Genomic DNA, 24,942 nt, shown 5'->3' on the forward strand with positions numbered 1-24,942 from the left:
CCCGGAGGGCGCACGTTGTAGCCTCAGGGGCTTCGCGCCGTGCGTGACAAGTGTTCAGGTAGTTGAATAACAAATTAGCAAGGAACAGCCACATTGGAACTGAGACAACTGCGCTATTTCGTCAAAATTATCGAGCTTGGCAGTTTGGGGCGTGCGGCACTGGAGCTGGAGGTTGGGGTGTCAGCCCTCAGTCAGCAAATCGCCAAGCTGGAAAGCGAACTGTGCACCCGTCTCCTCAATCGAACCTCTACCGGGGTGACGCCCACGAGCGCCGGATTTGCATTTCTACATCATGCTCAATTGACCCTGCGCCAGGCGGAAAACGCAGTCATGGCCGCCCATCGCGGGCGAATGAGCGGTTATGTCAGCGTTGGCCTGGCACCGACCACGGCGACGGTGATCGCGTTGCCATTGATCAGCGCAATGCGTGCGCGTTATCCGGACATCCAACTGCATTTGGTGGAAATGCTTTCCGGCCACTTGGCGGCGCAGCTCAACTCACGACAAATTGACTTGGCCATCCTGTTCCAGCTCGAAGGCGGTAAACGCTGGAGCGTGACTCCGCTGCTCGATGAAAAGCTGTTTGTCATTGCAGCATCCGGCCTGCCTCATGCGCCTTCGGGTGACAGCGTGCAACTGGCCGATCTCGGTAGCCTGCCGCTGGTGATGCCTAGCGTTCAACATGGCTTGCGTTCGACACTGACGAGCGCGTTCGAGCGGGTCGGCCTTACCCCCAATGTCATCATGGAGGTCGACGGTCTCGCGGTTTTGATGAATGCGGTTCGGGCCGGTCATGCCGCAACCATACAACCGGGGGCAGCCGCCGCCTTTAAAGATCGCTGCGGGCTATCGATGGTCAGGATCGCCGACCTCCATGTGGGCCGGCGTAATCTTCTGGCGACACTGGCTGACGACGAACTCTCACCCGCGGCACTGGCAACGCGTCTGGTGCTCGTCGATGTGGCGCGACAGTTAGTGGCCGACAAACTGTGGCCGGGTGCTACTTGGATAGAAGGAATAGACGGGTAAACCTCTTTTCACCCGTGATCCATGAACGCCCCCTGATGACCAAGCCTTTAGAAAAATTAAACACCCCGCGCTAAAAGCAGCCTTTCGGTCACCCTGTGTCCTCTCTATCGTTCGTCCCACTCGCAAGGAGCCCTTCGTACCTGTCTCCTTGCACATCTAGGAGTGATGATGATCGATGTATTAATCATAGGGGGTGGCAACGCTGCCTTATGCGCCGCGCTGATGGCGCGAGAAGCGGGCGCCAGTGTGATGCTGCTGGAAGCCTCTCCGAAAATCTGGCGCGGTGGCAACTCCCAACACACCCGTAACCTGCGGTGCATGCATGACGAACCGCAGGACGTGCTGATCGATGCCTATCCGGAAGAAGAATACTGGCAAGACCTGTTGAAGGTTACCGGTGGCCTCACGGATGAAAAGCTCGCGCGCATTGCCATTCGGGCATCGTCATCATGCCGCGACTGGATGCGTTCGCACGGCGTGCATTTTCAGCCGCCGCTGTCCGGCGCGCTGCACGTGGCGCGGACCAATGCTTTTTTCATGGGCGGCGGTAAAGCGCTGGTCAATGCCTATTACCGCAGCGCAGAGCGCCTGGGTGTGAAGGTCCGCTACAACACGCAAGTGACCGACATCGAGTTGGATGACGGGAATTTCGTCGCCGCCCATGTGGCCGAACATGAGGTGGATGGTCAGCATTTTCCCGCAGAACGTATCGAAGCCCGGGCCTGTGTGTTGGCGGCCGGCGGCTTTGAATCCAACCGAGAATGGCTGCGCGAGGCCTGGGGGCAGAACGAACGCGGTGAATGGCCATCGGACAATTTCCTGATTCGGGGTACCCGATTCAACACCGGCATTTTGCTGCGGCGCATGCTCGACTTGGGCGCGGATGTGATCGGCGATCCGACTCAGGCACACATGGTTGCGATTGATGCCCGTGCTCCCCTCTACGACGGCGGCATCTGCACCCGCATCGACTGTGTATCGCTGGGTGTGGTGGTCAACCGTGATGGCGAACGTTTCTACGACGAAGGTGAGGATTTTTGGCCGAAACGTTATGCAATCTGGGGGCGGTTGGTGGCCGGCCAACCCGGTCAGCAGGCGTATTCGATCATTGATCAACAAGCCATCGGCCGCTTCATGCCGCCGGTATTTCCTGGCACCACCGCCAATACGCTGCAAGACCTTGCCCGGCAGTTGAAGCTGCCTCAAGACACATTCGTCAAGACGGTCGAGGACTACAACAACGCCTGCCATGTTGGCACGTTCGATCACACGGCGTTGGATGACTGTCACACCCAAGGTCTGACGCCCGCCAAAACTCATTGGGCGCGGCCCTTGGTTAAACCTCCTTTCTACGCTTACCCGCTTAGACCCGGTGTGACGTTCACTTACCTGGGCCTTGCTACCGACGAAACCGCTGCCGTGCATTTCAACGGCAAAGCGAGCCCCAACCTGTTTGTCGCAGGAGAAATGATGGCCGGCAACGTTCTGGGCAAGGGCTATACCGCCGGCATCGGCATGGCTATCGGAACCGCTTTTGGTCGCATCGCCGGTGTGCAGGCAGCGGCTTCGGTCGGCTTTGGTGTGTCATCTGTAACGACGGAGTCTCTACATGCAGCTGTTTGATCCCAAGGCATCGGGCACATTAATCCCGGTGTTGAATCTTGACGAAAGCGAAGTGCAGCGCCAGATGACCATCTGTAACGCTTGCCGTTATTGCGAAGGCTTTTGTGCGGTATTTCCTGCGATGACGCGGCGCCTGGAATTCACTCAGGCCGATGTCCATTACCTGGCGAACTTGTGCCATAACTGCGGCGCATGCCTGCACGCCTGTCAGTACGCCGCCCCACACGAGTTCGACGTTAATATCCCCAAAGCCATGGCCAAAGTGCGCTTGGATACCTACGCCGAATACGCTTGGCCGCAAGTGATGGGCAAGTTGTATCAGCGCAACGGCCTGACCCTGGCACTGGCGTCGGGTGGAGGGCTTGCCCTGTTTTTATGCTTGACCCTGATGCTCATGGGCAACCTGTTTACGCCCATTCCCGGCGGTGATTTCTATGAGATTTTCCCGCATAACACCTTGGCGCTGATGTTTGGCTCAGTGTTCGGCTTTGCGGTGCTTGCCCTGACCTTGGGGGTAAGGCGCTTCTGGCGTAACGTTTCCCCGGTTGCCGCGCCGCTGCCATTGAAAACGTCGGCTGCGCTGGAGGCCACGGCCAATGTCGCGAAGCTCAAATACCTAGACGGCGGCCATGGCGAAGGCTGCAACAACGCCGACGATCAATTCACCTTGTGGCGGCGCCGTTTCCACCATCTCACCTTCTACGGATTCATGCTGTGCTTCGCCGCCACCGGAGTCGCCACACTCTTTCACTATCTGTTGAATTGGTCGGCGCCGTATCCAATCTTCAGCTTGCCGGTGATCCTGGGTATGGCCGGTGGCATCGGCCTGCTGATCGGTCCGGCGGGGCTGCTTTGGCTGAACCTGCGTCGCAACCCTGCGCACGGCGATGAGAAGCAAAAGCCCATGGATCGCGGCTTCATCGCGCTGCTGTTTCTGGTCAGTGCAAGCGGCCTGGCGCTTCTGGCTTTTCGCGACACCCGTGCCTTGGGTTTGATGTTGGCTATTCATCTCGGCTTGGTCATGGCGTTTTTCTTGACCATGCCCTACAGCAAATTCGCACATGGAATATTCCGTAGCGCAGCGCTGCTGAAACACGCCATCGAGAAGCGTCAACCCAATCCCATCAACGCCGGCAGCGACTGACGGTTAAAGCCATAACTCCAACAATAATAGTGAACACAACGGTAACCATAATGAAAACAACAACAAACCGAGGCAGTGGGTCCAAAGTGGGCGCCATTTTGCGGGTCACCAGCGGTAACTTTCTCGAGCAGTTTGACTTCTTCCTGTTCGGGTTTTACGCAACCTACATCTCCCAGACGTTCTTTCCAGCCACCAGCGAGTTTGCTTCGTTGATGTTGACCTTCGCCGTATTCGGCTCCGGGTTCCTGATGCGTCCCTTAGGCGCCATTGTGCTGGGGGCGTACATCGACAAGGTAGGCCGACGCAAGGGGCTGATCGTGACGCTGTCGATCATGGCAGCCGGTACCGTATTGATCGCATTAGTGCCTGGCTATGCGGCCATCGGCGTGGCGGCACCGATTCTGGTGTTGTTGGGCAGGCTGCTGCAAGGCTTCTCCGCTGGCGCAGAAATGGGCGGTGTTTCCGTGTATCTGGCGGAGATTTCCACGCCCGGCCACACCGGTTTCTACACCAGTTGGCAATCGGCCAGCCAGCAGGTGGCGATCGTCGTTGCGGCGGCATTGGGCTACGCGATCAATGCCTCGATGCAAGCCTCTGAAATTGCCGCTTGGGGCTGGCGTATTCCGTTCTTCATTGGCTGCGTGATCATCCCGTTCATCTTCATCATTCGCCGCTCATTGGAAGAAACCGCAGCCTTCACCGCGCGTAGCCATCGTCCAACAACCCGCGAGGTGTTCCGCTCGATGCGTGATAATTGGCGCACCGTGCTGGCGGGTGGTTTGCTGGCCTCCATGACTACGACCACATTCTATTTGATCACGGTCTACACACCGACTTTTGGCAGGACAGTGCTGAACCTGAGTACCACCGACAGCTTGGTGGTCACACTGCTAGTGGGTATCAGCAACTTTTTCTGGCTGCCTATCGGCGGCGCGCTTTCTGACCGCATTGGTCGTCGCCCCCTGTTGCTGGCCATATCGCTGCTGTGCATCTTTACCGCGTATCCCGCCATGCACTGGCTGGCAGAGGCGGCGAGTTTCGAACGACTGCTCGCTGTGCTGCTGTACTTCTCATTCTTCTTTGGTATTTACAACGGCGCCATGGTGGCGGCGCTCACCGAAGTGATGCCACAGAATGTGCGGGTGGTCGGGTTTTCACTGGCGTTCAGTTTGGCTACCGCGGTGTTTGGCGGTTTTACCCCGGCGATCTCGACGCTGCTTGTCCAGGCCACGGGCGACAAGGCTTCACCTGCGTATTGGCTGATGTTCGCGGCGGTCTGCGGGTTCACGGCGACGACGGTGCTGTATCGTCGACAAAAAGCGTTGGTGGTCAGAACTGTTTAGTACGTTAAACGCCTTTCCTTTATCACGCGCCGTTCAACGGTGCGTACCGAATTAGAGTGGTGGAGATCAGGACCGCTTCGCGCTCCAACGCAGCCTTCGGCAGCTGCTACGGGGGGGGTTATAGTATTTGCCGTTCGTCCAGTACACGGCACTTGTCATGCTTTGATCACTCACATGTTTAAGCGCGGGCATCCCGTGCTACTCAAGGGAGAGCCAGCATGGATATCGACGAAAATGCACCAGGCAATGTGTCTCAGAAAGTTCGTGCCGGGATCACAGACAACGAGACGGGTGTTGACCAAAAAACCAAAGACACTGCAACCCCAGTGACGTCCAAGGACGATGCGCATCTCGAAGAAGACATGTCAGATGTGGAAGCCGCTGACTCGGTCACCAGCGAACACCCTGAAAAGTAACGCGCTTGGCGGCCGGTTGGGGCGGGCAGGCCACTGGCCGACACTGCTCCGTGCGAAGTTGTATGCGCCTGAAGTGTGGCTGTTCTTAGCGTTAAATCCGGCACATCCGAGCCTGAAATCGGGCGACAAACCGGGTGCCGGTCGCTTCAGTTGAAGTCACTGTCAACGTGCCGTTATGGGCCGTGACGATCTGCGAGGCAATATAAAGGCCCAACCCCAACCCTTCGCCGCGTTGTCCTGCCTCTGATCGGGTGAAGGGGTGAAATAGCAGGGGTATCAATGTGCCGGGTATGGGGTTCCCTTGATTTGTCACTGACAAAACAACGTGGTCTTTTTCCATACTGGCGCAGACATCGACGGGGCTCGAATCAGAGCCATGGGTGACCGCATTACCCAGCAAATTCGACAGTAGCTGGCTGATGCGCAAAGGGTCGCAGTGAACACCGGCGGGTAACGCCATTGACAGGGTTATGACGGCTTTGGGGTGCGCCGCCCTGACTTCGTCCACCGTCAATTCAAGTGTTCGTGCCAGGTCGTCGACCCACTGACTTCTGATAGGAATACCGCCCCCCAAACGCCCCCGTGCAAAATCCAGAACGTTCTCAATAAGGCGGCCCATGCGCACCGAACTGTTGTGGATGGCCGATATAAGACCCAATGATCGTTTATCGGTCGTTTTGGTTTCCAGCAGTTCAGCGCTCATCTGTATGGCACTGAGCGGCGTTCGCAAGTCATGACCCAATACCGCAATGAACTGCTCTCGAAGACGGCCATTTTCATTGGCATCTTCCAGTGCCGCCTGGGTGGTATCCAGGTGATGCTGGGTGTCTAGGCTCATCGCAATCAATTGCGCAAAAAGGGTCAATGTCTTGATGATTGCAGCTTCATCAAGCGTGGCAGGCACTACGTCAATGGCACACAAAGTGCCGAAGAACTCGCCGTTTGCCTTAATGATGGGAATAGAAATATAGCTTTCTAATCCGTAAGTTTTGGGTGTGTGGTGCTGAGAGTAGAGAGGATGATGACTGGCATTGGCAAAAATGACCGGCCTGTGGTGTTGGCGAATTTCTTGGCAAATGGTCGACTCGAGCACCAGTTCACCGCCGGGGGATAGACCGAAATCTATTGAGTCGTCGACCGCGCACGCTACCCAATTATGTTCAGTCACCCGGGCCACCGCAGCAAAGCGCATTCCGGTCAGGTGTTTGACCATACCTAGAATGACCGGCACGGCATCGATACGGCGTATAGCCTCAATATCGACAGAAAATGTTGAGTCAATCATGGGCAGGGCGTCGTGAAGTAGGAAGGCCAAGCCTAGCGGTTAATCTCGGGGCAGGCTAACGAATACCGCGAACTATTTATCGACGCCGATCTGCCGGCAGTGTGCAAGATTTTGGCTGTCAGAGTGAATTGTGTAGCCAATTTCCTACTGTGGCGCTTCAAGAATAACGGCACGTACAGCGCTCAACAAACCTATTTGTTGAAGATGGCCTCACGACCTCAACCCAATCCCTTCCCCAAATGAAACCCCCTCAAATGGGTATCAGCGCTGCAAAGCTGGCATGCCTTAACGATGTTGGCGGGAGAAAAAAAGTGAGCGAACTGGATCAAACCTGATTCTTGTTATCCTGTTTTGAACATTTTTAAACAATTTTGACGGGCGGCAACTTGACTCAAGTTTTATTGGTCTAGGGTTAATTTAACGGTGGGTTGTGGTCAAGAGTGCCCGTTCTCTCAGTGAAAAGAATGATGTCAAAACAGTGCCCGGGTAGGTGTCCTTATCACCCGTGCGAAAATTGTTCAGCGGTTCCAGCCAGGAGGCCTAATGGCCACTTCAGCACTCGAAATTTCGGAAATGTGTCCGATCCCCACCTACCGGTTTGTGGTCACCGTTGGCGATGTTGCGATGGCCTTCAGCGAAGTCTCCGGGTTGAACCAAACGGTTGAGACCATAACTTACAAAGACGGTACAGGCCACTGGTGCTTGATGCCGGGTCAGCGCCAGCCAATCAATATCACCCTGCGTCGAGGTATGGCCAAGCGTCGAAAAGAACTGTCGGACTGGTTTAACTCCATCTCATTTAACACGGTGGACAAGAAAGACATTCTGATCAGCCTGACAGACGAAACCGGCACTGAGCTATTGATCTCCTGGAACGTCAGCAATGCCTTTATCACTGCCTTAAATGGCCCAAGTTTGAGTGCATCGGGTAATGAAGTGGCGATGGAAGAAGTCACCTTGATGGCAGATCGTCTGAAAGTAGAATTTCACTAACCCCGCGACGTTCCCCATTGAACAGTGGTGAAGGAGTTTTTCATGCCCGCATATACCTATCCCGGCGTCTATATAGAAGAAGACGCAACCCCGGGGCTTTCCATTTCATCCAGTGCGACCGCCGTACCGGTGTTTGCACACGATGGCACAAAAGTTGAGTCTGACAAGTTGGAAAGAGTTGATTCCTGGCTGGATTTTCTAGGGCTGGTAAAAAAAGAGGCAAATGGAAAGCCCGATGTTGAGGGCATGCTTTACCTCTCTATGGAAGCGTATTTTCAGTGTGGGGGCGGCAGGGCTTATCTGTGTCAAGTAAAAAACTTAGAGAAGTTAGTGCCTGCTCAAGATGACATCACGTTGTTGGTATCGGCAGGGGTGGCTGTTACTGATACTGAATTCAGCAGCGCTCTCGGTCAGATTACCGGCGCGGGTAAAACTGTATTTGCAATACTTGACAGCATCCCAACGCTTACGGATTCGACTGATGATATGAATGAGTACACCGACTCCAACAATGCCGCAGTCTACGGGCCTTGGTTGATTAAGCCGGGTAGAACCCAGCACGTTCCGCCCAGTGCTGCCGCTGCGGGCTTGTTCGCTAAAACAGACAATGAACGGGGTGTATGGAAAGCGCCGGCCAATGTGGCTCTGGCGGGAGGCCTGACACCCAATAAGCGTTTTTCCGAGAAGGTTCACGGCGACTACAACAACAATGAAAAGCCATTGAACTTGTTCCGTACGTTTCCGGGCGGCAGCACACTGTTGTGGGGCGCGCGAACCCTCTCCTCGAACATCAAGCCATGGCGCTATGTGTCGGTACGGCGATTGTTTGATACCGTCGAGCGTGATATTAGCCGGGCGATGGAGGGCATGATGTTCGAGCCTAACAATCAGCCCACATGGGAGAAAGTAAGGGCTGCGGCTTACAATTACCTTTACTCGCTATGGCAGCAAGGCGCGTTGATGGGTAGCAAACCCGAGTTGGCCTTTTATATTAATGTCGGCCAGGGTGTAACGATGACGAAAACGCAAATCGAAGCGGGCAAGCTTGTTGTTGAAATTGGTCTTAATGCGGTGCGCCCAGTGGAATTCATTATTCTTAAATTTACTCAGAATATTGGTACGCCTTGAGCCCTTGAGTAGATGGGTCACTTTCAATTAGGTATGCTTTACTTGGTTTGACTTGTTTAAATAACGCCCACACCGAGTTGGCGTTGAGGAGCATGTATGCCTTATGCCTACCCCGGTGTATACATCGAAGAAGATGCCAGCCCTGGGCTGAATATTTCTTCGAGTGAGACTGCAGTGCCCGTATTTGTATTCAGCGATGAATATCCTATTAAATCTTACGAATTAATTAAAGTGGATAGTTGGCTTGATTTTGTGTCGTTGTTAGATATTTTAGAAATTCGTGAGTCTTTGTATAATTCACTTAAATATTATTATATTAATGGGGGGGGTAGATGTTATGTGAGCGCTGTTAGGGATTTAGATATAAACTTGCTAAGCAATCCTGGCGTTGTCACTTTGATAGTGGAGGCTGGGCTCGGCGTAATGGGACTTGAATCCGCTTTTTTTGATAAGATTGATATTCTCAGATCAGCCGGTTGTAACACTTTCGCTTTATTTGATTCTCCTTCTAGAGCGACCGAGTTCCTAGGGGTGTTACCAAATGAACCAGCAGAGGTTATGAAAAACTACCCTTCTACTGATCATGCTGCTGTATATGGGCCATGGTTTGTAAATAACGACAATGTTGATGTACCACCCAGCGCAGTAGCCGCCGGATTAATTGCCCGTACTGACAGCACGCGTGGGGTATGGAAGGCGCCTGCCAATATAGCCGTGGCGGGTGGTCTTTCATTAAAGCAGCATCTTTCCAAAGAAGTTCATGGCCTCTACAACGATTATGAAAAACCCTTGAACTTGTTTCGTGAGTTTACGGGCAAGGGCACCTTGTTGTGGGGCGCGCGCACGCTTTCTTTGGATATTGATCGGTGGCGATACGTGTCAGTGAGGCGGTTATTTAACATGGTGGAGCATGATATTGAGAACGCCATGCGGGCCATGATGTTTGAGACCAATAACCAACCGACCTGGGAGAAAGTGAGGGCGGCTATTTATAACTACTTGTATGCACTTTGGCAGCAAGGCGCGTTGCAGGGGGGCAAGCCTGAAGAGGCTTTCAATGTTCTGGTGGGCTTGGGTTTGACCATGAGCGAAACGGATATTGAAGAAGGCAAGCTTATTGTCGACGTCGGTCTTAAAGCTGTACGGCCCGCAGAATTTATCATTCTGAAATTTACTCAGAATATGGCGTTGCCTTAGTGCTTTACTGGCCAAGCCCAAGATGGGCAGGCTTAAATTTAACGCCGCTACTCACTCAATTACGGTATGAGCAAGGGAGTCAAAGCTATGGCTGTTCAAGTCACTTTTCCGGGGGTTTATATCTCCGAAGATGCGTCCCTTGCGCTGTCGATTTCTGGGCGCTCAACGGCCATTCCGGTATTTGTCGGAAGGTTTTCCGCAAAGGAGGGCGTCAATTCGGACAAATGTGTGCGTGTTGAGAATTGGATGAATTTTTTAGAGAAATTTTACTCTAATAATTTGTTGATACGATTAAGTTCCCCTGACGAGGTTTCTGTTAAGTCGAAGTCGAAGTCGAAGTCGAAGTCAAAACTAAGTGCAGGTGATGAGCGCGAGGATGAAGGTGAGGAACAAGTCCAAGTTTTTCCAATATATAATTTGGAGGGGATAGAATTTGCGCGGGGTAGTTTCTCAGTTCGTCATTATTTCGAGAATGGGGGAGGTGAGTGCTATGTGCTTAATTTGAGAGATGACAAACCAGAACTCTTAGCTACTGCGATTGAAGAGTATCCTGATATTTCTTTGTTAGTATATTGTGAATATTTGACTCCCGAAATTGATTCGGCTGTCTATAGTGCCCTGAGTCAACTGCTATCAAATAATCAAGGGTATTTTTTGATTTCGGACTCTCCGAATGGAGCTGCGCCTGCAGGACTTGAAGACCACCCATATGTCGCGGCCTACTATCCAGCTTTTCGGACTTTTTACAAGCCTGCTGAAGTTGAAATCGCTCCTGAACAAATTTTATTAACAGGTTATAAAAATGGTATTTATACGCTTGCTCAGTTGATAGAGGGTATTAAACCCCCAGTTGAAAATCAGCCTGCCGATCCAGATTCTGAAACTGCTTCGGCTACTCATGCAATGATAATCAATGGTATGGGGAATTTCAGTTATGAGTATCTACCCATCTACCTGCGTGCCAGCCCGGCGATGGCCGGTCTTTATGCGCTGACTGACCGAACTCGCGGTGTTTGGAAGGCGCCCGCCAATATTGCAGTTGCGGGGGTTAAATCACTGGTCGAGATTAGCGGCACTGCCGCAACGGCCACCCCCCCTAATATGACCCTTTCAAAACTGACCGACGTGCATGCCGCAGGCGTCAATGCCATTCGCTCATTTACCTCCAAGGGGATCATGGTCTGGGGGGCTCGCACGCTCAAAGGCACGGCGCAAAACTCCGATAAGAACTGGATTTACGTGCCGGTTCGGCGTTTGTTCAACAGTGTGGAGCGTGATGTGAAGGCCGCTTTGGGTAAAGCCATGTTTGAACCCAATCACTCTGCCACCTGGGAGACCGTGCGCGCTGCAATCGACAACTATTTATACGCGCTTTGGCAAGAAGGTGCTTTGCAGGGCAAGAAGCCTGAAGAGGCTTACTTCGTACAGGTGGGTTTAGGCGTCACCATGACCGCTCAGGACCTTGAAGAAGGCAATCTCATCGTCGAGATCGGCCTGGCGGCTGTACGCCCTGTTGAGTTTGTGGTCTTGCGGTTTACCCAAAACATTGAACAGGCCGGCTCTAAAGCCCTTGCCGAGGTTGGCGACTATGTCTGACTTTGCCAACTCCACCTATGCCGAGCCCGGTGTGCGCGTCGTGCATGGCGCTGCGCGTTCGCAGCCCACTGCACTGCCGACCGCCTTGCCGCTGTTTGCAGGGTTCACGGAGAAAGGCGCAAATGAAGTTCATGTGTTGAGTAGTTTTCCTGAGTTCGTTGATAGTTTTGGTGGCTCTGAGCAGCCAGGAAGTGATCATGAATTTGCCTTATACGACGCTCTTGAACATTACTTCAAAGTAGGCGGTGAACGCTGTTATGTACTGTCTTTAGGTACCTTTGGAAGGTATGGAAACAGTCCTGACACTTTATTAGCTGTCTTGCAAAAAGTTCCATGGTCGCAGGTCTGGGCGCAAGCTCCGCAATGCACACTGCTGGCAGTTCCAGACTTGGGCTTGATAGAAGAGCACAACATCTTAGCGTGGCGCGATGTCATACAGTTTCTGCTCAGCTCGTCCGCCCGTGATGATCATGTATTCGTGGTGTTGGACGGGCCAGATGACCCTAGTAGGGTCATTCATATTCTAAGAGAGGTTTTGTGTGATCCCGCCGAAGACCGCTCCCACGGCGCCCTTTATTGGCCCCCGCTGATTACTTACTCGGCCTACCAGGCAAACCCAGCCAACCCCAAGTCAATCCCTTGCTCATCAGCCGTCATCGCCATGATGCAAAGAACTGACCGTGAGCGAGGTGTGTGGAAGGCCCCCGCCAACGAAGAACTCCCGGAAGTATTGCGCCCCACTCAACTAACAAGGCCGTCGCTTGCTTCGCCCAGCGCCTCCCTCAATCGCATTCGCTCTTTTCAGCGTCGGGGGGTGCGGGTCTGGGGTGATCAAACGTTGCTGTCCTCGGATGAATCGGCAAGCAACCCCTGGCGTTACGTACAAGTGCGCCGCACCGCATCTTATGTGCAGGCCTCGTTGCGTGAAGTGGTGCGCTTTGCCTTGTTCGAGCCGAATAATGAAATGACCTGGCTGCGGCTCGAGGGCGTCATCCGAGTGTGGCTGCGCAAGTTATGGAAAGTAGGGGGACTGGCCGGGGCCGTTGAAGCCGATGCCTTCACCATCAAGATTGGAGTGGGCGTGAGCATGACACGTGCTGATCTCGATGACGGATTGCTGATTATCCAGATCAACCTGGCGTTTTACGCGCCGGCCGAATTTATCGAACTGCATTTGCAACTTCACACCGGTGAAACACAGATCTTGACCCGTCTGTCCACACCCAACCGAAGTGAGGTGGTGTCATGAGCCTGTTACGAAATGTGCATGAGAGTTTGGTGTGGCCTTCATTGAGCCATCGCTTTATTGCCACTTTTTTCAAGAATTACATCCCTTTACCTTCCGATTATGCATTCACCCGCATCTCGGGCCTTGGTAACAAGCTTGACGTCAAGCCTTTGTACCAAGGCGGCGACAACACGGGCGTGGTGTACCTGCCGGAGCGTGTCAGCCACGGCACCATCACGTTCCACGAAGGCGTTCGATCGCACTCCTCGCTCAAATATCGGCTCTACGATTCCCTCGAAGAATTCAGCATGTCTTACATGACCGTCATCGTAATCATGCTTGACCATGAAACCAGCGTGCCGATGGCATCGTGGACCTTCAGCGATGTGTTACCGATCGGTTGGAGCACCAGTGATTTGAATGCCTCCAGCAGCGAAGTGTTGCTCAACACGCTGGAGTTCTCTTACAGCGAAATGCTGCGCATTGGATTAAACGCATGATCGAAATCAGAGAGCTGATCATAGAAGCCCGCATAGAAGGCGGTGGCACGCCAGGGTCAACGGTATTGGACGAACAGCAAATAGAGCAGCTCAGGGCAGAGTGGCGACGCGAGATGCGCGAAGCTCTGCGCGAAGCCATGCGAAATCGTGAAGGGGAAGCACCATGGCGATTTTTGAACGGGCGTTAAGCAAATTAACCATTACGGCTTACGCGCAGCACGACGATATTAAAAAGAACAACTCGGTGGGCAGTTTCACGGCGATGTATAACCCCACCCAGCTGGATCAGACCTACGCAGCTGTTTATTCGCCCAATGAAGCGGTGAGCGATGCCAACCACGGTATGCGATTTGAGCGCATGGGCAATGGCGGCTTGTCTTTACCCCTGGTTTTTGACGGCTTGCTGCCGGGCAATCTGGCCTCTGTCACCGATCAGTTATCCAAGCTTTGTCAACTGTGTGGAAGCAAAGATGGCACCTCGGGAGAAACACGTTACTTGAAAGTAACCTGGGGCGATCAGCCATGGGACGGGACGGGCAGTTTTATCGGCCGCTTTGTCAGCCTGACGGTGACTCAGGAAATTTTCGACAGCGATGGTGAACCGCTCAGGGCCAGGGTCAAGCTGGATCTGGTGTCTGATCATCCTATTGCCTCCCCCGCGTCCAAAGGGGCCAAGCCACCGACAGGAGCAACCCCCGCGGTACGTCGACGTATTGCCCTGCAACGACGCTCAAGTACCCACGCGCAGTGGATGGGCGTGCGTACGCAACGAGCCTACGAAGGCGAGGGTACTTGGTTCGCCAATGTTCAACGCAGTCTGGTTCGAGTGCCGCAGGGCTGTTCACTGCCCTTGCTCGCCAGTAATACGCCGGGCCGCGAAGCAGTCGATTATCTGGATTTGGCCTTGACCAATGGCCTTGTGCATCTCAATGACTTCGAGCCGGGCGACAGCTTATTGTGGCCGGAGCCAGCCGTATGAACCCGCTGCCTCCGCAAATCCTGTGTGCCGGCAAGGTGCTGGAGAATTTTGTGGCCGTTCGGGTCGAAATACGCCGCAGTGTGCAGTGGATTCCCGAAGCGAGCATCGTGTTGCAACGCCCTAAAGGCAGCAAAACCACTTGGTGGAAAGAATGTTCGGCGCTGGCCGAAAAGTGCAGGCCGGGCGAGGAGTTGACGATCAAAGAGGGCTCACTGGAAGTCTTTAAAGGCTTAATCGTGGAGCAAAGTGTGGGGTTCAAGGACAAAGAGTTTCGGCTGCTGGTCAAACACCCCTTGCAGCGTCTGGTCAACACCCTGCGTAGTCAGGTTTTTCAGGACAAGAACGATGATCAGATCGTTGCAGGTTTGTTGAATGAGCACGAGGTGCCCGCCTCAGTTTCACAAATGAGCACTGTGCACAAGCAGATGATTCAGTGGGACTGTTCCGACTGGCAGTTCCTGCAAAGCCGTCTGGCGGCTTACCCCGTGTGGCTTATCCCCACCCGCAAAAAGGTCGAGTGCCGGCCACCGTTACTGGGTAGAAAGATTCATGTGGTAAATGCCATCAGCGACGACCCGAAAAAAGAAGTGAAAGTGGAAGATGCCCAGTGGCGGTTCAGCAATGTCGTGCAATCAGGCGACGTGACTTTGCAGTACTGGGATGTCCGAGAGCAAAAACTCTCCAGTACCGTCACCGGCAAGGCCAAAACTATTGGCGATGGTGCTTTGGCCACCCAAATAAAACCGCTGAGTGTCAAACCTGGGCTCGCACTCAAACAGTCGGTGTGGTCGCAGAACAATGAGGCTCAGGCACTTGCGGATGCCCGGAAACTGGCGCAACAGGCTGCTGGCATCCAGGTGTGGCTGCGTGTGCGCGAATATGCAGGTGAAGGTGAAATCACCCTTAATTATGAATTGGGCGACACCCTGGAACTCCGTGGGTTTGGAAGCGGTTTTTCCGGCAAAGGCGTGATCAGCATGCTGGAGCACACGTGGATGCGCGGCAACTGGACCTGCGTGGTGGCCACCGGCATGCCGTTGGTGCAAGCGCAGGACAGTGCCAGCCTGCCGCGCAACACCCGACCGATTATTGGCGTGGTGCAACGCTACAAAAAAGACGACAGCGGCCTGAACAGGCTGCTGATCAAAATTCCCATGTTGGGCGTCGAAGAATCCCTGTTTGCCCGCATGGGCAGTCCGTATGCCAGTAAAGACATGGGCTTGTGCCTGTATCCCGAAGCTGGCGATGAAGTGATTGTCACCTTTGTCGATGACGATCCGCGTTACCCGTTGATTTTGGGTGCGCTGCACAACCCCAAAAACAAAGCGCCGTTCGAGCCTAGCGAAGACAACGCGCTCAAGGGTTTCCAGTATGTGAGTAAGGGCAAAAAGCACAGCTGGCTGTTTGATCTGAAAAAGGGCTCATTCAATCTGATTAGCGACCAAAACAGCATGGCGATGGAGTCCACAGGCGTAGTGATTAAAGGGCCAAAAATAGACCTCAAGAATTAACCTTCTCCAGGGCCACTCCCTCACCGCGATGGCTTGGATTGAAGAACACTGAAGGGAGCTCAAACATGGCGAATAGCTGGGTTGGCATCTACGGGCGAGGCTGGAAGTTCCCACCCGAATTTACGCAAGCAGGGCCGGTCATGGTACTGGACGAAGAGGATATCGCTCAAAGCCTCGAGATCCTGTTCCGTACCGAGCCGGGCGAACGGATTATGCGCCCCGACTACGGCTGTGGCCTGCAAGCGGTGGTGTTTGAAAACATCAGCAGTGATCTGTTGGCAGCCTTGCGAATTCGCATCGCAGACAGCGTGTTGAGTGACGAGCCCAGAGTTGACCTTGACGACTTGCGCGTCGAACAGGTTTCCGGCTTGCCCAACCACCTGTACATCCAGGTCAGCTACCGCCTGCAAGGCATTGACCAGCTCGAAACGGTCGGCATCGAACTGGATTTAAACAGTGGTTTCAGCACCTTGCGCCGATTGGGAGCCCGTCATGATCGACTGGATACGTTTCGGCGGTAATACGCAGCGCTTCTACCCGTCGCTCTCACCCAGAGCGATCAAGCACAGGGCAGGGCTGGCGAAACACTGATTAGCACGGTGCCCCGTTTCACACGCAGGGCCACATCTGCCGCGCCACGAGTAAGGTCTGATTTCTATGGATGCTAACGAAATTACCAGTGTTCCTTTCATTCTGGATGACCGGACACTGCAATGGCACCTGCAAAGGTGGTTGGAAGAGGCCAAAAAGCAAACAGGCGACCTTGAGTGGGATAAGTTCTGGTTTCCAAAGGAGGATGATCCTTTGCTGGTTGGGCTTCAGGCATTACTCAATGCTCCACAAGGCGACTTACCTCCACAGCAGGCCTTTCTGCTGGCATTTCTGCGCCAGCTGGAAACGCCGCAAGCCCTGCTCAATACCGTGGCTGCGCGTCATCGCGACCTGTATTACCGCAAAATGCTGGGCCTGAGTGAGCGTGCCCCGGTAGCTGATCGCGTGGTGGTGGGTGTTGAGTTGGTATCGGGCATAAAAGAGCGCCTGATTCCGGCTGGCACATTGCTCGATGGGGGGCAGGATGCGCAACAGAACCCGCAGCAGTATGCACTGGACAGCAACGTGGTCGCCAACGGCGGTCACTTCAGTGACTTGGGTTGGTCGCTGCCGTTAGCCATGTTTGCCTCTGCGGAGGATCCGGGGGTTCCGGAGGCTACGTATGTGTATAGCGAGGCGGATGGTATTGACTGGCCCGAGGGCGGGCTGCGGTTGTTTGACGCCACATCGGCACGTGCCAATTTACCCGCGAGCGCAGTGGACGTGCGAAACCGGGCAGGGCGCATTATTGCCAGTCCGGCCCTTGCCCTGAACCGTGGGCAACGCACCCTGAAGCTGACCTTTGCGACGCAACCTGCCCGCCCGGATCGCTTGCTGGCCTGGTTTAGCGGAGCTGGCCAATGGCAAGCACTGAGTGCCGACTGGGCAGATAACGGCCTCATCTTAAATGTGGATGCCTTGGCGCCGGCCATTGAGGCGGTCCCGGGTCTGGATGGCTGGGGTTACAGTGTGCCCATGCTCAAACTGCAACACCTGGATGGCCTGTCAGTGCCCGCAGTCACCCACCTGACCCTTGAGGTCGTTGCCGCCCGGGATGTGCGCATGGCGACCGACGCCGGGCGCGGCGCCATCAATCAGCAAGTCCACCCCTTTGGCTACGAACCCTTGTGTGGCAATGCCTTTTACTTATCGAGCAGCGACTGGGTAAAGCCCACCGGCAGCGTGACCGTCACCTTGATCCCGCAATGGCTGGGTTTGCCTGAAGAATCCTTCGCCGCGTGGTACGCCCACTATAAAAATTTGGGCGAGACGACGCTGGCACCGAAAATGGCCACCACCGGCTTCCAGCTCAAAGCCTCCCTGCTCGGAACACAGACGCCCGTTACCCCTGCCACCCAGCCGCTGTTTGCGGACAGTGGCAAACGTAACAGTGCGCCGGTTGCCCGGCCTTTGACCTTTGAGTTTGCTTGCCAGAGTCGTGGCAAAACAGACAGCGACGACCCGCGTGAGGGCCAAAGCCTGTGCCTTGAACTGGCGGGTCAGGACTTTCGGCATGCTGAATACCGCCAACAATTGGGCATCGCCAACGCTGAGGGCGAACCCTTAAAACCGCCCTGTACCGCGCTGCTGAAACGCTTGCAAGTCAACTATCAATACAGCGCAGAACTCAATGGCGAGCAAGACATACAACAGGTATTGACCCCCTTTGGATACACCCGCGCGCCCTTGCTGAATGAAGGTGCAGAACTGTTTATTGGCTGGACCGGCGTGCGTCCCGGTCAAGAGCTGAGCCTCTACTGGAACCTGCGCAGCCCAAAACGGCAAGAGGTCACTTGGGCGTACATGATTGACGATGATGGCTGGTCAAGTCTGGACGCATGGGTGAAGGACGACACCCAGGGGCTGTCGCAATCCGGTCTTTGGCGCACGCGTCTGCCTGAGGATGCCTGGCTGAAAGTGGATGCTGAAGGCAGTAATGGTCGTCACTGGATAAAAGGTACCTGGGCATCCCCTACAAAAGCATTGGCCAGCGAGCCTGCCGACACCCCTTGGGTGTACGGCCTGCTGAGCAACGCAGTATTGGCGACCCGCGTCAGTGGCCTGGATGCGGTATTACCCAGCGAGACCATCGCCCATGCCGTGGAAGGTCTTGACGGTGTGCAGGGTTTTATCCAGCCCTGGCCCTCAGTGGGTGGATTGCCCGCAGAAGATGCCTCGGCATTCATGAACCGTGTGGCACGTCGCCTGGCCCACCGGGGACGCATCGTGACCCGTGCCGATATTTCTGAACTGCTGTTGGAGCGCTTTACAGAACTGCACGATGTGCGGATAGCGGACACCGTTCAACAGGCAACGCCAACTCGGTTAGAGGATCAGGCTCGCTTGCAACTGGTGGTGATTCCGGAACTGGGTGAACAAGACAACAGCGACCCTCTACGGCCAAAACTTAACAGTGCACGTTTGAGCCAAATGGCTGCTTACGTGCGCAGCTTGGCGTCCCCGTGGCTGCTGTTCAGTCTGAATAACCCGGTCTACACAGACGTTAACGTCTATTACAAACTGAGCTTCATAGATGGCATCAGCGAAGGCTATGGCTACCAGCAGGTGGAGGACACCCTGGCCGAACGTTTTATGCCTTGGGGCACGACTGGCGGAGCGGGTGCGGTGGCCGTGGGAGTCAATCTTGATTACTACGAAGTGCTGACGGCGATCCTGCAAATGCCCTGGGTCAAGAGCGTTGATTTGCTTAAGCTTAATGACAGGGAGGTTTCGATAGTCGCTAAGCCTTCTGAGGTGCTGGTACTGGTTAGGGCACTGGCGTGGACGCCATCCAATGGTCCTAGAGATAGAGTCAGGCTAAAACGTACATTGAGGACAACGCCATGAGCCTTTCAGATGACCTCAATAGCGCGATCATTTCGGCTGATGTAGAGCAAAACCTGATCAATACCGTGCCTGAACTACGCGAGTTCATTCACTTCGACACCTTGTGGCAGATGGCGAGTTTGATCGTGTTGGAACATGGCCATCTAGAGTGGACCGATACCGCTGAACATGACCCTGGCACCACCTTGTTGCAAGCGGCCACCTACGCCATCGCCGATTTGAGCTATCGGCATACCCATCCGCTCATTGATTTGCTCACGCCGGGGCAGGGGCAGCCGGTTTTTGACCCTGCCTTCGGGCCAGAAAAAGCGCTGACGGTGTCTCCTGTCACTGAGGATGATTACCGCCGTGGGATTATGGATTTGTGTGACGAAGATGGTTTTTTCATGTTTCGTAATGCGCAATTGGTGAGAGAGTCGGAGGCTGAACGTTATAAGTATTTTTACGATTCGGAAAATGGCACATTCACCTTTTCAAATAACACCGTAACAATTGATAGTGCGCCACAGGTCTTGCTTGGCGGTTATAGGCTTTATGTTGAAGCCTATTCATGGTTGTACAGGCCTAAATTAATGGCAATGATCAACAGCTACTTGATCCGGCATCGTAACTTAGGAGAGCAAGTACGGTTAATTAAAGATGTGACTTGGAATTATGTATATTTGCGCCCCTATATAGACGTTGAACTTGACGATGATTGTCAAGAACCGGCGCGAGTGATAGGCATGATATGGGAAACAGTCACTAAGCTCTATGCACCTTGGCCACGGCGCGACGTTGAAGAGGCCCATCTAGTTTCCGGAGGATCAATAGAGACACTGTACAACGGTCCGAAATTGGATAACGGGTGGATTACCCAACCTCTACCTGATGTAGATTACACGGTAGGCCAATCCATCGATTTACGTAAGTTACCGCTTGAATTGTTAAAAATTGATGGGATTAAACAGGTGCGGCGTCTAAGTTGGGATGCTGTAAAGGTCGACTGGGTAAAAACAGTGAGCAAAGGGCAACATCTCATTTTTTGGCATGAGTACCCAGATACATATATTACGGGGGATGACTCTACCTTGCGACTTTTCAAACGGGGCCAACGTCAGAATTTAACGTCAGACGAGGTGAAGCCTTACATCAATTGGCCAACGAGAACACCTCATACTCAGGTCACAGGCCCACAGGGTCAATTCCTTGGATCTCTGAAGGATGCTCTAGATATACCGGGGCTTTTGCCCGACTGCTATGGCCTTAACGATGACAATCAACGGGATGAAACAGAGACGGTAGAGCGCCAGCGTTTAAAAGATTTCCTCTCACTCTTTCAACAGTGGGTTGATAATAGCTGTAAAGAACTGGCCGGCTTGTCGAAATTACTTTCCTTTGATCAGCCCGTGGGCGCTATAGGTTCAGGTTATTTTCAGGATTATGAAAAAGGGCTGGCCACTATTAATTACTTGCTGGGCTACTTTGGCAGCCAGCGAGCGCCACGGGTCTTCAATAAAACAGGATCAGATTCGCAAGTAGATGACGAGTTTTTTGAAAGCCAGCGTGCTGCGTTGGCGCAATGGGCCGAGTTGGGTTATGGGCGAGCCAACGTACCGGTTAATACGGTGACAGCGTTCAATAAACGACTGGCCTTTCGACTGGGTATTGGCGCTAAAATTTTCTCTGAAACGCCTGAACTTGAAAAATTACCCGTTTATGTGATCGATTACATTACCTTGTTGCCAGAAATGCCCAATGTTGATTTTGTCGACCGCACAGTTAAGTTGGCGACACTTGTTACGATTGACAACGATGTCAAGCAACTTAAGTTGGTGTTTGAAGGTGACGAGTTACCCGTTGCGGGGCAATTGATCAGTTTAGTGGTAGATAATCCTAAAATTATCATTCTCTGGGCTTTGGTGGTACGGGTAGATTCGAATATTATCTATCTAGACCTGAGTAATAATAAGGAGTTGAGTGGATATGCTGATCAGCTAGACGGACTTGAGGATCTCATCACCTGTAACAACAGTAATGTCTGGCTGAGGCGTATGGATTATAAATTGGATTATGAAGTGGTGACCTCCGCAGGTTCAAATCCACGTGCTGAATCTCTCTATCGTATGAGCGTGCCTTACAGTGTTCATCTGTTTAAAAAGGGGGACACTGTGAAGATTGATCCGTCTTTGATTAAGCCCGTGGAATTTACCGCTGAAGTTACTGAGGTTGATATTCCTCATGGCACACTGTTGGTGAAGGCAACAACTGCATGGCCAGCGGCTAATAATCAAGTTTTTTGGTATCGCGTTGAAGCTGAAATTGTTGATCGTTTTTCGCTCAAGGTGGGTGTCGTACTTGACCGTGATCGGTGGCTCAAAGAAGACCGTCCTGAAGAAGTTATGGCCTGGGTGGCACAAATAGTCCGCGAAGAAATGCCCGCCCACATACAGGCGGATGTGCATTGGTTGAGTGAAGATGAATTCGAATATTTTGGGCAGAATTATAAAGCGTGGCAGCTAGCAGCATCCGAGTCACGGTTAGGACAAACCAGTTATGAACTGATGAAGCAATTGTCATTGGGGCAATTGCCTGCGCCGGGGAAAGGGATTGGAACTTATCATATTGTTGACCCAGAAGAGATGAGCAGTGAGTGGTATCAAGAGGCGACTGAGCCGCCTGTCAGTCGGTGGGAGGACGGCTCTAAAGAACAAGTTGAGGCGGCGCAAGTCGTGTATATACCGCGTGACGTGACTTAAACGGCTTCTCAAATAACTATTGCAGAGGGAATAAGGCTATGGCCAAGCGTGAAACCAAAGTTGAAGGCGTTAAAGCATTGCCTGAGTTAGAGGATGGCTTTAAGAAAGTCAAGGATCTCTTCAAAGCAGGCGCCGTGCCACGGGAAGCGGATTATGTGATGTTGATTGAGTATGTGCATTATTTGCATAAGTTGTTGGGCGTGGAGGGGGAGGAGGGTTCATCAGGACCAGGTTTAGGAGTCGGATTTATAAAGGCGGAGGGTTCTGCTTTGGGTGTTGATATAGATGGCTTGGCTGGTGCTGGTTTAACAGGTGCTAATAGTGTATTTAACGTAGGTGCGGGTAATGGGATTATTGTCGGTGATAATACTGTTAGTTTGGATACTGTAACTGTGGCCGGGTATGGTTTGTCAGGAGCTGGTGGTGCATTTAACATAGGTGCGGGTGCTGGGATTACTATCGCTGAAGATTCAGTTATTCTGGATGCTGTAAATGTGGCCGGGAGTGGTTTGACAGGCAGTAGTGGTAAAATTAGTGTTGGTCAAGGTCTAGGGATTACTGTCGGGGCAGACACTGTTAGTCTGAATGCTGGAACTGCGGCCGGGGATGGTTTGACAGGAGAGGATGGAAAAATTAGTGTAGGTCCAGGTGTAGGGATTACTGTCGATGCTAATACTGTTTCATTGGCCACAGATTCTTGGAAGTACATATTTGCAAAGCTTTACCAAGCGACTCACTGGGCAGGTGATAATGCGGTAAGTGTTTTTTTTACAAGGATGTCTCTTACGCACGTAGTGGTTAGAGGGATTGCTACTGGGAGTTATGTGTTTGGACCCTACATGAGTGCTTTTACTTGGCAGGGGGTGGCGCCTTTGGTTGAGTATTCGTCACTTGATAGAGGTCACTTTACTTTCGTATATCTCGATGGGGATAATATTAATGGCGATTTTGATGTATGGCTGACCCGCGGGGGTAATACGCTTCATTGGAACTTTACTATTTCCGAGCTTTAATTTTAATAGGGCGAACGGAGGGGTTGAGTTGTCTATAACTTAACATTGCTTCTTTGAAATGTGTGGGTTCTAAACAGAGATTATGGTGTTTGTGGAGGACTAATGTACGGCGAACAGCTCAGTAGTTCAGTAAGGTGCATTAGATTTAGGCTTTGCAACAACTCATCTCTTAAGGGTGATGTGTTGCTGGCGCTAACGAGTTCCTTGTTTAATAATGTCCTCGTGACAGGCCTTGATCAGATTCTTTCAATTTCACCGCCCTTAAAAATTGATAGGCTTGTTATTAAGCTTGGAACGCTAAACCTCTCAAGTTGGGAGGTTGAGCTTCAAGCGCGATTGTATTCGCAATTAAGGCAGCAAGTCAGTATGTGGCAGGAAGCGCACTTAGAAAGCGATGTGTTGCAAGACTCCAATGCAGCAAATAATGAATCTTCGAAATACGTCTATTCGGCGGATAGGGTAGATAATTATGGGTTGCCCGAAACCTCGGAAGAACTTAAAGAATATCACTATTTGCCTAATGTTTACCTTACCTCCAGTCCGGCCCCATACCAGCTCGCACAATCGCTATTGCAACCTGTCAAATTACGATTCTGGTTCAATCGCCTTGGCTCTTTAACCCTTAACTCGATCGTTACTGTTCTGTCTCAAGAAGTCCTTGTTGACAACGTCACTCGAACGAACTTGGCTGCGATTTTACCCTTAAGTGCGTTGGTGTATTTGCAGCGCCATCCGCAGATTCCAGTACCCAATCCTCCTGCAACGTTACAAACGCTACCGGTGGCAATCGACGTCACTACCCTGCGCACCTGGTTACCCCGCCTGCTGGCTTATCCCTTACGTGTCGAAGTCCGTCAGTGGTTGCACTTGCTGTGCTCCACTGCCGAAGCTAAGACCTGTTTGGCCGAAGCACTGGCCACAATCACACCTACGCCCGTACGTGCCTCTCTCTCGCCCGCACGTTCAGGTCCCCTGGATTTACCCCCAGCGAACGCGCAACCGCTGTCGATCAGTCCACTGCCGTTGAGTGCTCAACCCACCCCCCGCCCTGAACCCCCGATCCGCATCAACGCAGGCATGACCTGGCCTATCCATGAAGCCGGGCTGGTGCTGCTTTGGCCCTTGTTGCCTTCTTTGTTTAAAAAAATGGGCCTGCTGGAGGATCAGCAATGGGTGCAACCCGAAAGTAATTTCCATGCCTTGCGCTGTCTGCAAGCGCTGGTATGGGGTGAAGGGCCGTTGTTGAGGGGCGAGGACTGGCCGGATTCGGCGTTGTTGCGCTGGCTGTGTGGCATGCCAATAGGCTTGCCGCTGGCAGTGCCAGACGGGTTTGAAGACAACCCCGACGACCTCACCGAACTGGATGCCTGGCTGGCCAGACCGCCCACTGCACCTCTGGACAATTGGTCGGATTTTACCCTGGCAGAACTGCGCGAACGTTTTCTACAGCGACCTGGGAAGTTGAGCCTGCAAGGCGGGCAATGGTCGCTTGAAATTGAGCTGGAGCCGGGTGCCAAGACGCCACCGCCGGTGCCGTGGCCTGTCTCGGTGCTGAGCTATCCGTGGTTAACGCAGCCGTTGTACCTCAGCTTTTATGAGGCGACGTCTGTGGGGTGAAAATAGTAGCCGCTGACGAGGCACGAGGCTGCGATCGAGCGCGAAGCGGTCGTAAAACCTGATTCACCGAATATTTCTGACACACCGATGGTGTCTCAATTACGACCGCTTCGCGCCCGATCGCAGCCTCGTGCCTCGTCAGCGGCTACAGGGGCATTGATGAC

At 53.2% G+C, this 24,942-nt stretch carries 20 protein-coding genes; 19 read left to right on the forward strand and 1 reads right to left on the reverse strand.

What is annotated here, in order from left to right:
• The first annotated feature begins 93 nt into the window (after nt 1-93).
• The 5 genes from ACI7MX_RS07980 (at nt 94) to ACI7MX_RS08000 (ending at nt 5,555) form a co-directional block, all read left to right on the forward strand.
• Entirely contained in the window at nt 94-1,029 is a 936-nt protein-coding gene (locus ACI7MX_RS07980; protein ID WP_314485933.1) for a LysR substrate-binding domain-containing protein, read from the forward strand.
• Between the two features lie 168 nt (nt 1,030-1,197).
• Nucleotides 1,198-2,652, forward strand: a complete 1,455-nt coding sequence (tcuA, locus tag ACI7MX_RS07985) for an FAD-dependent tricarballylate dehydrogenase TcuA (protein WP_405588335.1) — start codon at nt 1,198-1,200, stop codon at nt 2,650-2,652.
• Nucleotides 2,639-3,796 (forward strand): tricarballylate utilization 4Fe-4S protein TcuB, encoded by a 1,158-nt coding sequence (gene tcuB, locus ACI7MX_RS07990; protein ID WP_314485929.1) that lies wholly within the window; start codon nt 2,639-2,641, stop codon nt 3,794-3,796. The genes tcuA and tcuB overlap by 14 nt, the downstream gene beginning before the upstream one ends.
• A gap of 50 nt (nt 3,797-3,846) precedes the next feature.
• Complete coding sequence (locus tag ACI7MX_RS07995) at nt 3,847-5,139, forward strand: MFS transporter (protein WP_405588338.1); 1,293 nt, start codon at nt 3,847-3,849, stop codon at nt 5,137-5,139.
• Between the two features lie 218 nt (nt 5,140-5,357).
• Nucleotides 5,358-5,555 (forward strand): hypothetical protein, encoded by a 198-nt coding sequence (locus ACI7MX_RS08000; RefSeq protein ID WP_314485925.1) that lies wholly within the window; start codon nt 5,358-5,360, stop codon nt 5,553-5,555.
• A 91-nt stretch (nt 5,556-5,646) separates the two neighbouring features.
• Here ACI7MX_RS08000 and ACI7MX_RS08005 read toward each other — a convergent pair whose 3' ends face one another.
• Entirely contained in the window at nt 5,647-6,840 is a 1,194-nt protein-coding gene (locus tag ACI7MX_RS08005; protein WP_405588341.1) for an ATP-binding protein, read from the reverse strand.
• A 543-nt stretch (nt 6,841-7,383) separates the two neighbouring features.
• On the opposite strand from ACI7MX_RS08005, the gene ACI7MX_RS08010 reads away from it, so the two are divergent.
• The 14 genes from ACI7MX_RS08010 to ACI7MX_RS08075 all read left to right on the forward strand — a co-directional run bounded on the left by ACI7MX_RS08010 (nt 7,384) and on the right by ACI7MX_RS08075 (nt 24,778).
• Nucleotides 7,384-7,833: a phage tail protein gene (locus ACI7MX_RS08010; protein ID WP_314485921.1), complete on the forward strand. Its 450-nt coding sequence runs from the start codon at nt 7,384-7,386 to the stop codon at nt 7,831-7,833.
• Between the two features lie 42 nt (nt 7,834-7,875).
• A complete protein-coding gene (locus tag ACI7MX_RS08015) occupies nt 7,876-8,961 on the forward strand; it encodes a phage tail sheath family protein (RefSeq protein ID WP_405588344.1) in 1,086 nt (361 codons plus the stop codon).
• 96 nt (nt 8,962-9,057) lie between these two features.
• On the forward strand, nt 9,058-10,158 hold the full coding sequence (locus tag ACI7MX_RS08020; RefSeq protein ID WP_405588347.1) for a phage tail sheath family protein: 1,101 nt from the start codon (nt 9,058-9,060) through the stop codon (nt 10,156-10,158).
• Nucleotides 10,159-10,245: 87 nt separating this feature from the next.
• Nucleotides 10,246-11,754 carry a phage tail sheath family protein gene (locus tag ACI7MX_RS08025; protein ID WP_405588349.1) on the forward strand — a complete coding sequence of 503 codons (1,509 nt, stop codon included), beginning with the start codon at nt 10,246-10,248 and terminating at the stop codon, nt 11,752-11,754.
• On the forward strand, nt 11,747-13,003 hold the full coding sequence (locus ACI7MX_RS08030) for a phage tail sheath family protein (protein WP_405588352.1): 1,257 nt from the start codon (nt 11,747-11,749) through the stop codon (nt 13,001-13,003). Before ACI7MX_RS08025 ends, ACI7MX_RS08030 begins: the two co-directional genes overlap by 8 nt.
• On the forward strand, nt 13,000-13,482 hold the full coding sequence (locus ACI7MX_RS08035; RefSeq protein WP_405588355.1) for a phage tail protein: 483 nt from the start codon (nt 13,000-13,002) through the stop codon (nt 13,480-13,482). The genes ACI7MX_RS08030 and ACI7MX_RS08035 overlap by 4 nt, the downstream gene beginning before the upstream one ends.
• Nucleotides 13,479-13,670 carry a DUF5908 family protein gene (locus ACI7MX_RS08040; protein WP_405588358.1) on the forward strand — a complete coding sequence of 64 codons (192 nt, stop codon included), beginning with the start codon at nt 13,479-13,481 and terminating at the stop codon, nt 13,668-13,670. Before ACI7MX_RS08035 ends, ACI7MX_RS08040 begins: the two co-directional genes overlap by 4 nt.
• Nucleotides 13,646-14,461, forward strand: a complete 816-nt coding sequence (locus ACI7MX_RS08045; protein WP_405588361.1) for a hypothetical protein — start codon at nt 13,646-13,648, stop codon at nt 14,459-14,461. The genes ACI7MX_RS08040 and ACI7MX_RS08045 overlap by 25 nt, the downstream gene beginning before the upstream one ends.
• Nucleotides 14,458-15,972 (forward strand): phage baseplate assembly protein V, encoded by a 1,515-nt coding sequence (locus ACI7MX_RS08050; protein ID WP_405588364.1) that lies wholly within the window; start codon nt 14,458-14,460, stop codon nt 15,970-15,972. The genes ACI7MX_RS08045 and ACI7MX_RS08050 overlap by 4 nt, the downstream gene beginning before the upstream one ends.
• Before the next feature lie 65 nt (nt 15,973-16,037).
• A complete protein-coding gene (locus ACI7MX_RS08055) occupies nt 16,038-16,493 on the forward strand; it encodes a GPW/gp25 family protein (RefSeq protein ID WP_314485903.1) in 456 nt (151 codons plus the stop codon).
• 136 nt (nt 16,494-16,629) lie between these two features.
• Nucleotides 16,630-19,410 (forward strand): hypothetical protein, encoded by a 2,781-nt coding sequence (locus ACI7MX_RS08060; RefSeq protein ID WP_405588368.1) that lies wholly within the window; start codon nt 16,630-16,632, stop codon nt 19,408-19,410.
• Nucleotides 19,407-22,148 carry a hypothetical protein gene (locus ACI7MX_RS08065; protein WP_405588370.1) on the forward strand — a complete coding sequence of 914 codons (2,742 nt, stop codon included), beginning with the start codon at nt 19,407-19,409 and terminating at the stop codon, nt 22,146-22,148. The genes ACI7MX_RS08060 and ACI7MX_RS08065 overlap by 4 nt, the downstream gene beginning before the upstream one ends.
• A 38-nt stretch (nt 22,149-22,186) precedes the next feature.
• Nucleotides 22,187-23,161 (forward strand): hypothetical protein, encoded by a 975-nt coding sequence (locus tag ACI7MX_RS08070; RefSeq protein ID WP_405588373.1) that lies wholly within the window; start codon nt 22,187-22,189, stop codon nt 23,159-23,161.
• 102 nt (nt 23,162-23,263) lie between these two features.
• A complete protein-coding gene (locus tag ACI7MX_RS08075; RefSeq protein WP_405588376.1) occupies nt 23,264-24,778 on the forward strand; it encodes a contractile injection system tape measure protein in 1,515 nt (504 codons plus the stop codon).
• Nucleotides 24,779-24,942 lie beyond the last annotated feature (164 nt).

The organism is Pseudomonas sp. 2024-210 (assembly GCF_045062345.1).
Taxonomy (GTDB): Bacteria; Pseudomonadota; Gammaproteobacteria; order Pseudomonadales; family Pseudomonadaceae; genus Aquipseudomonas.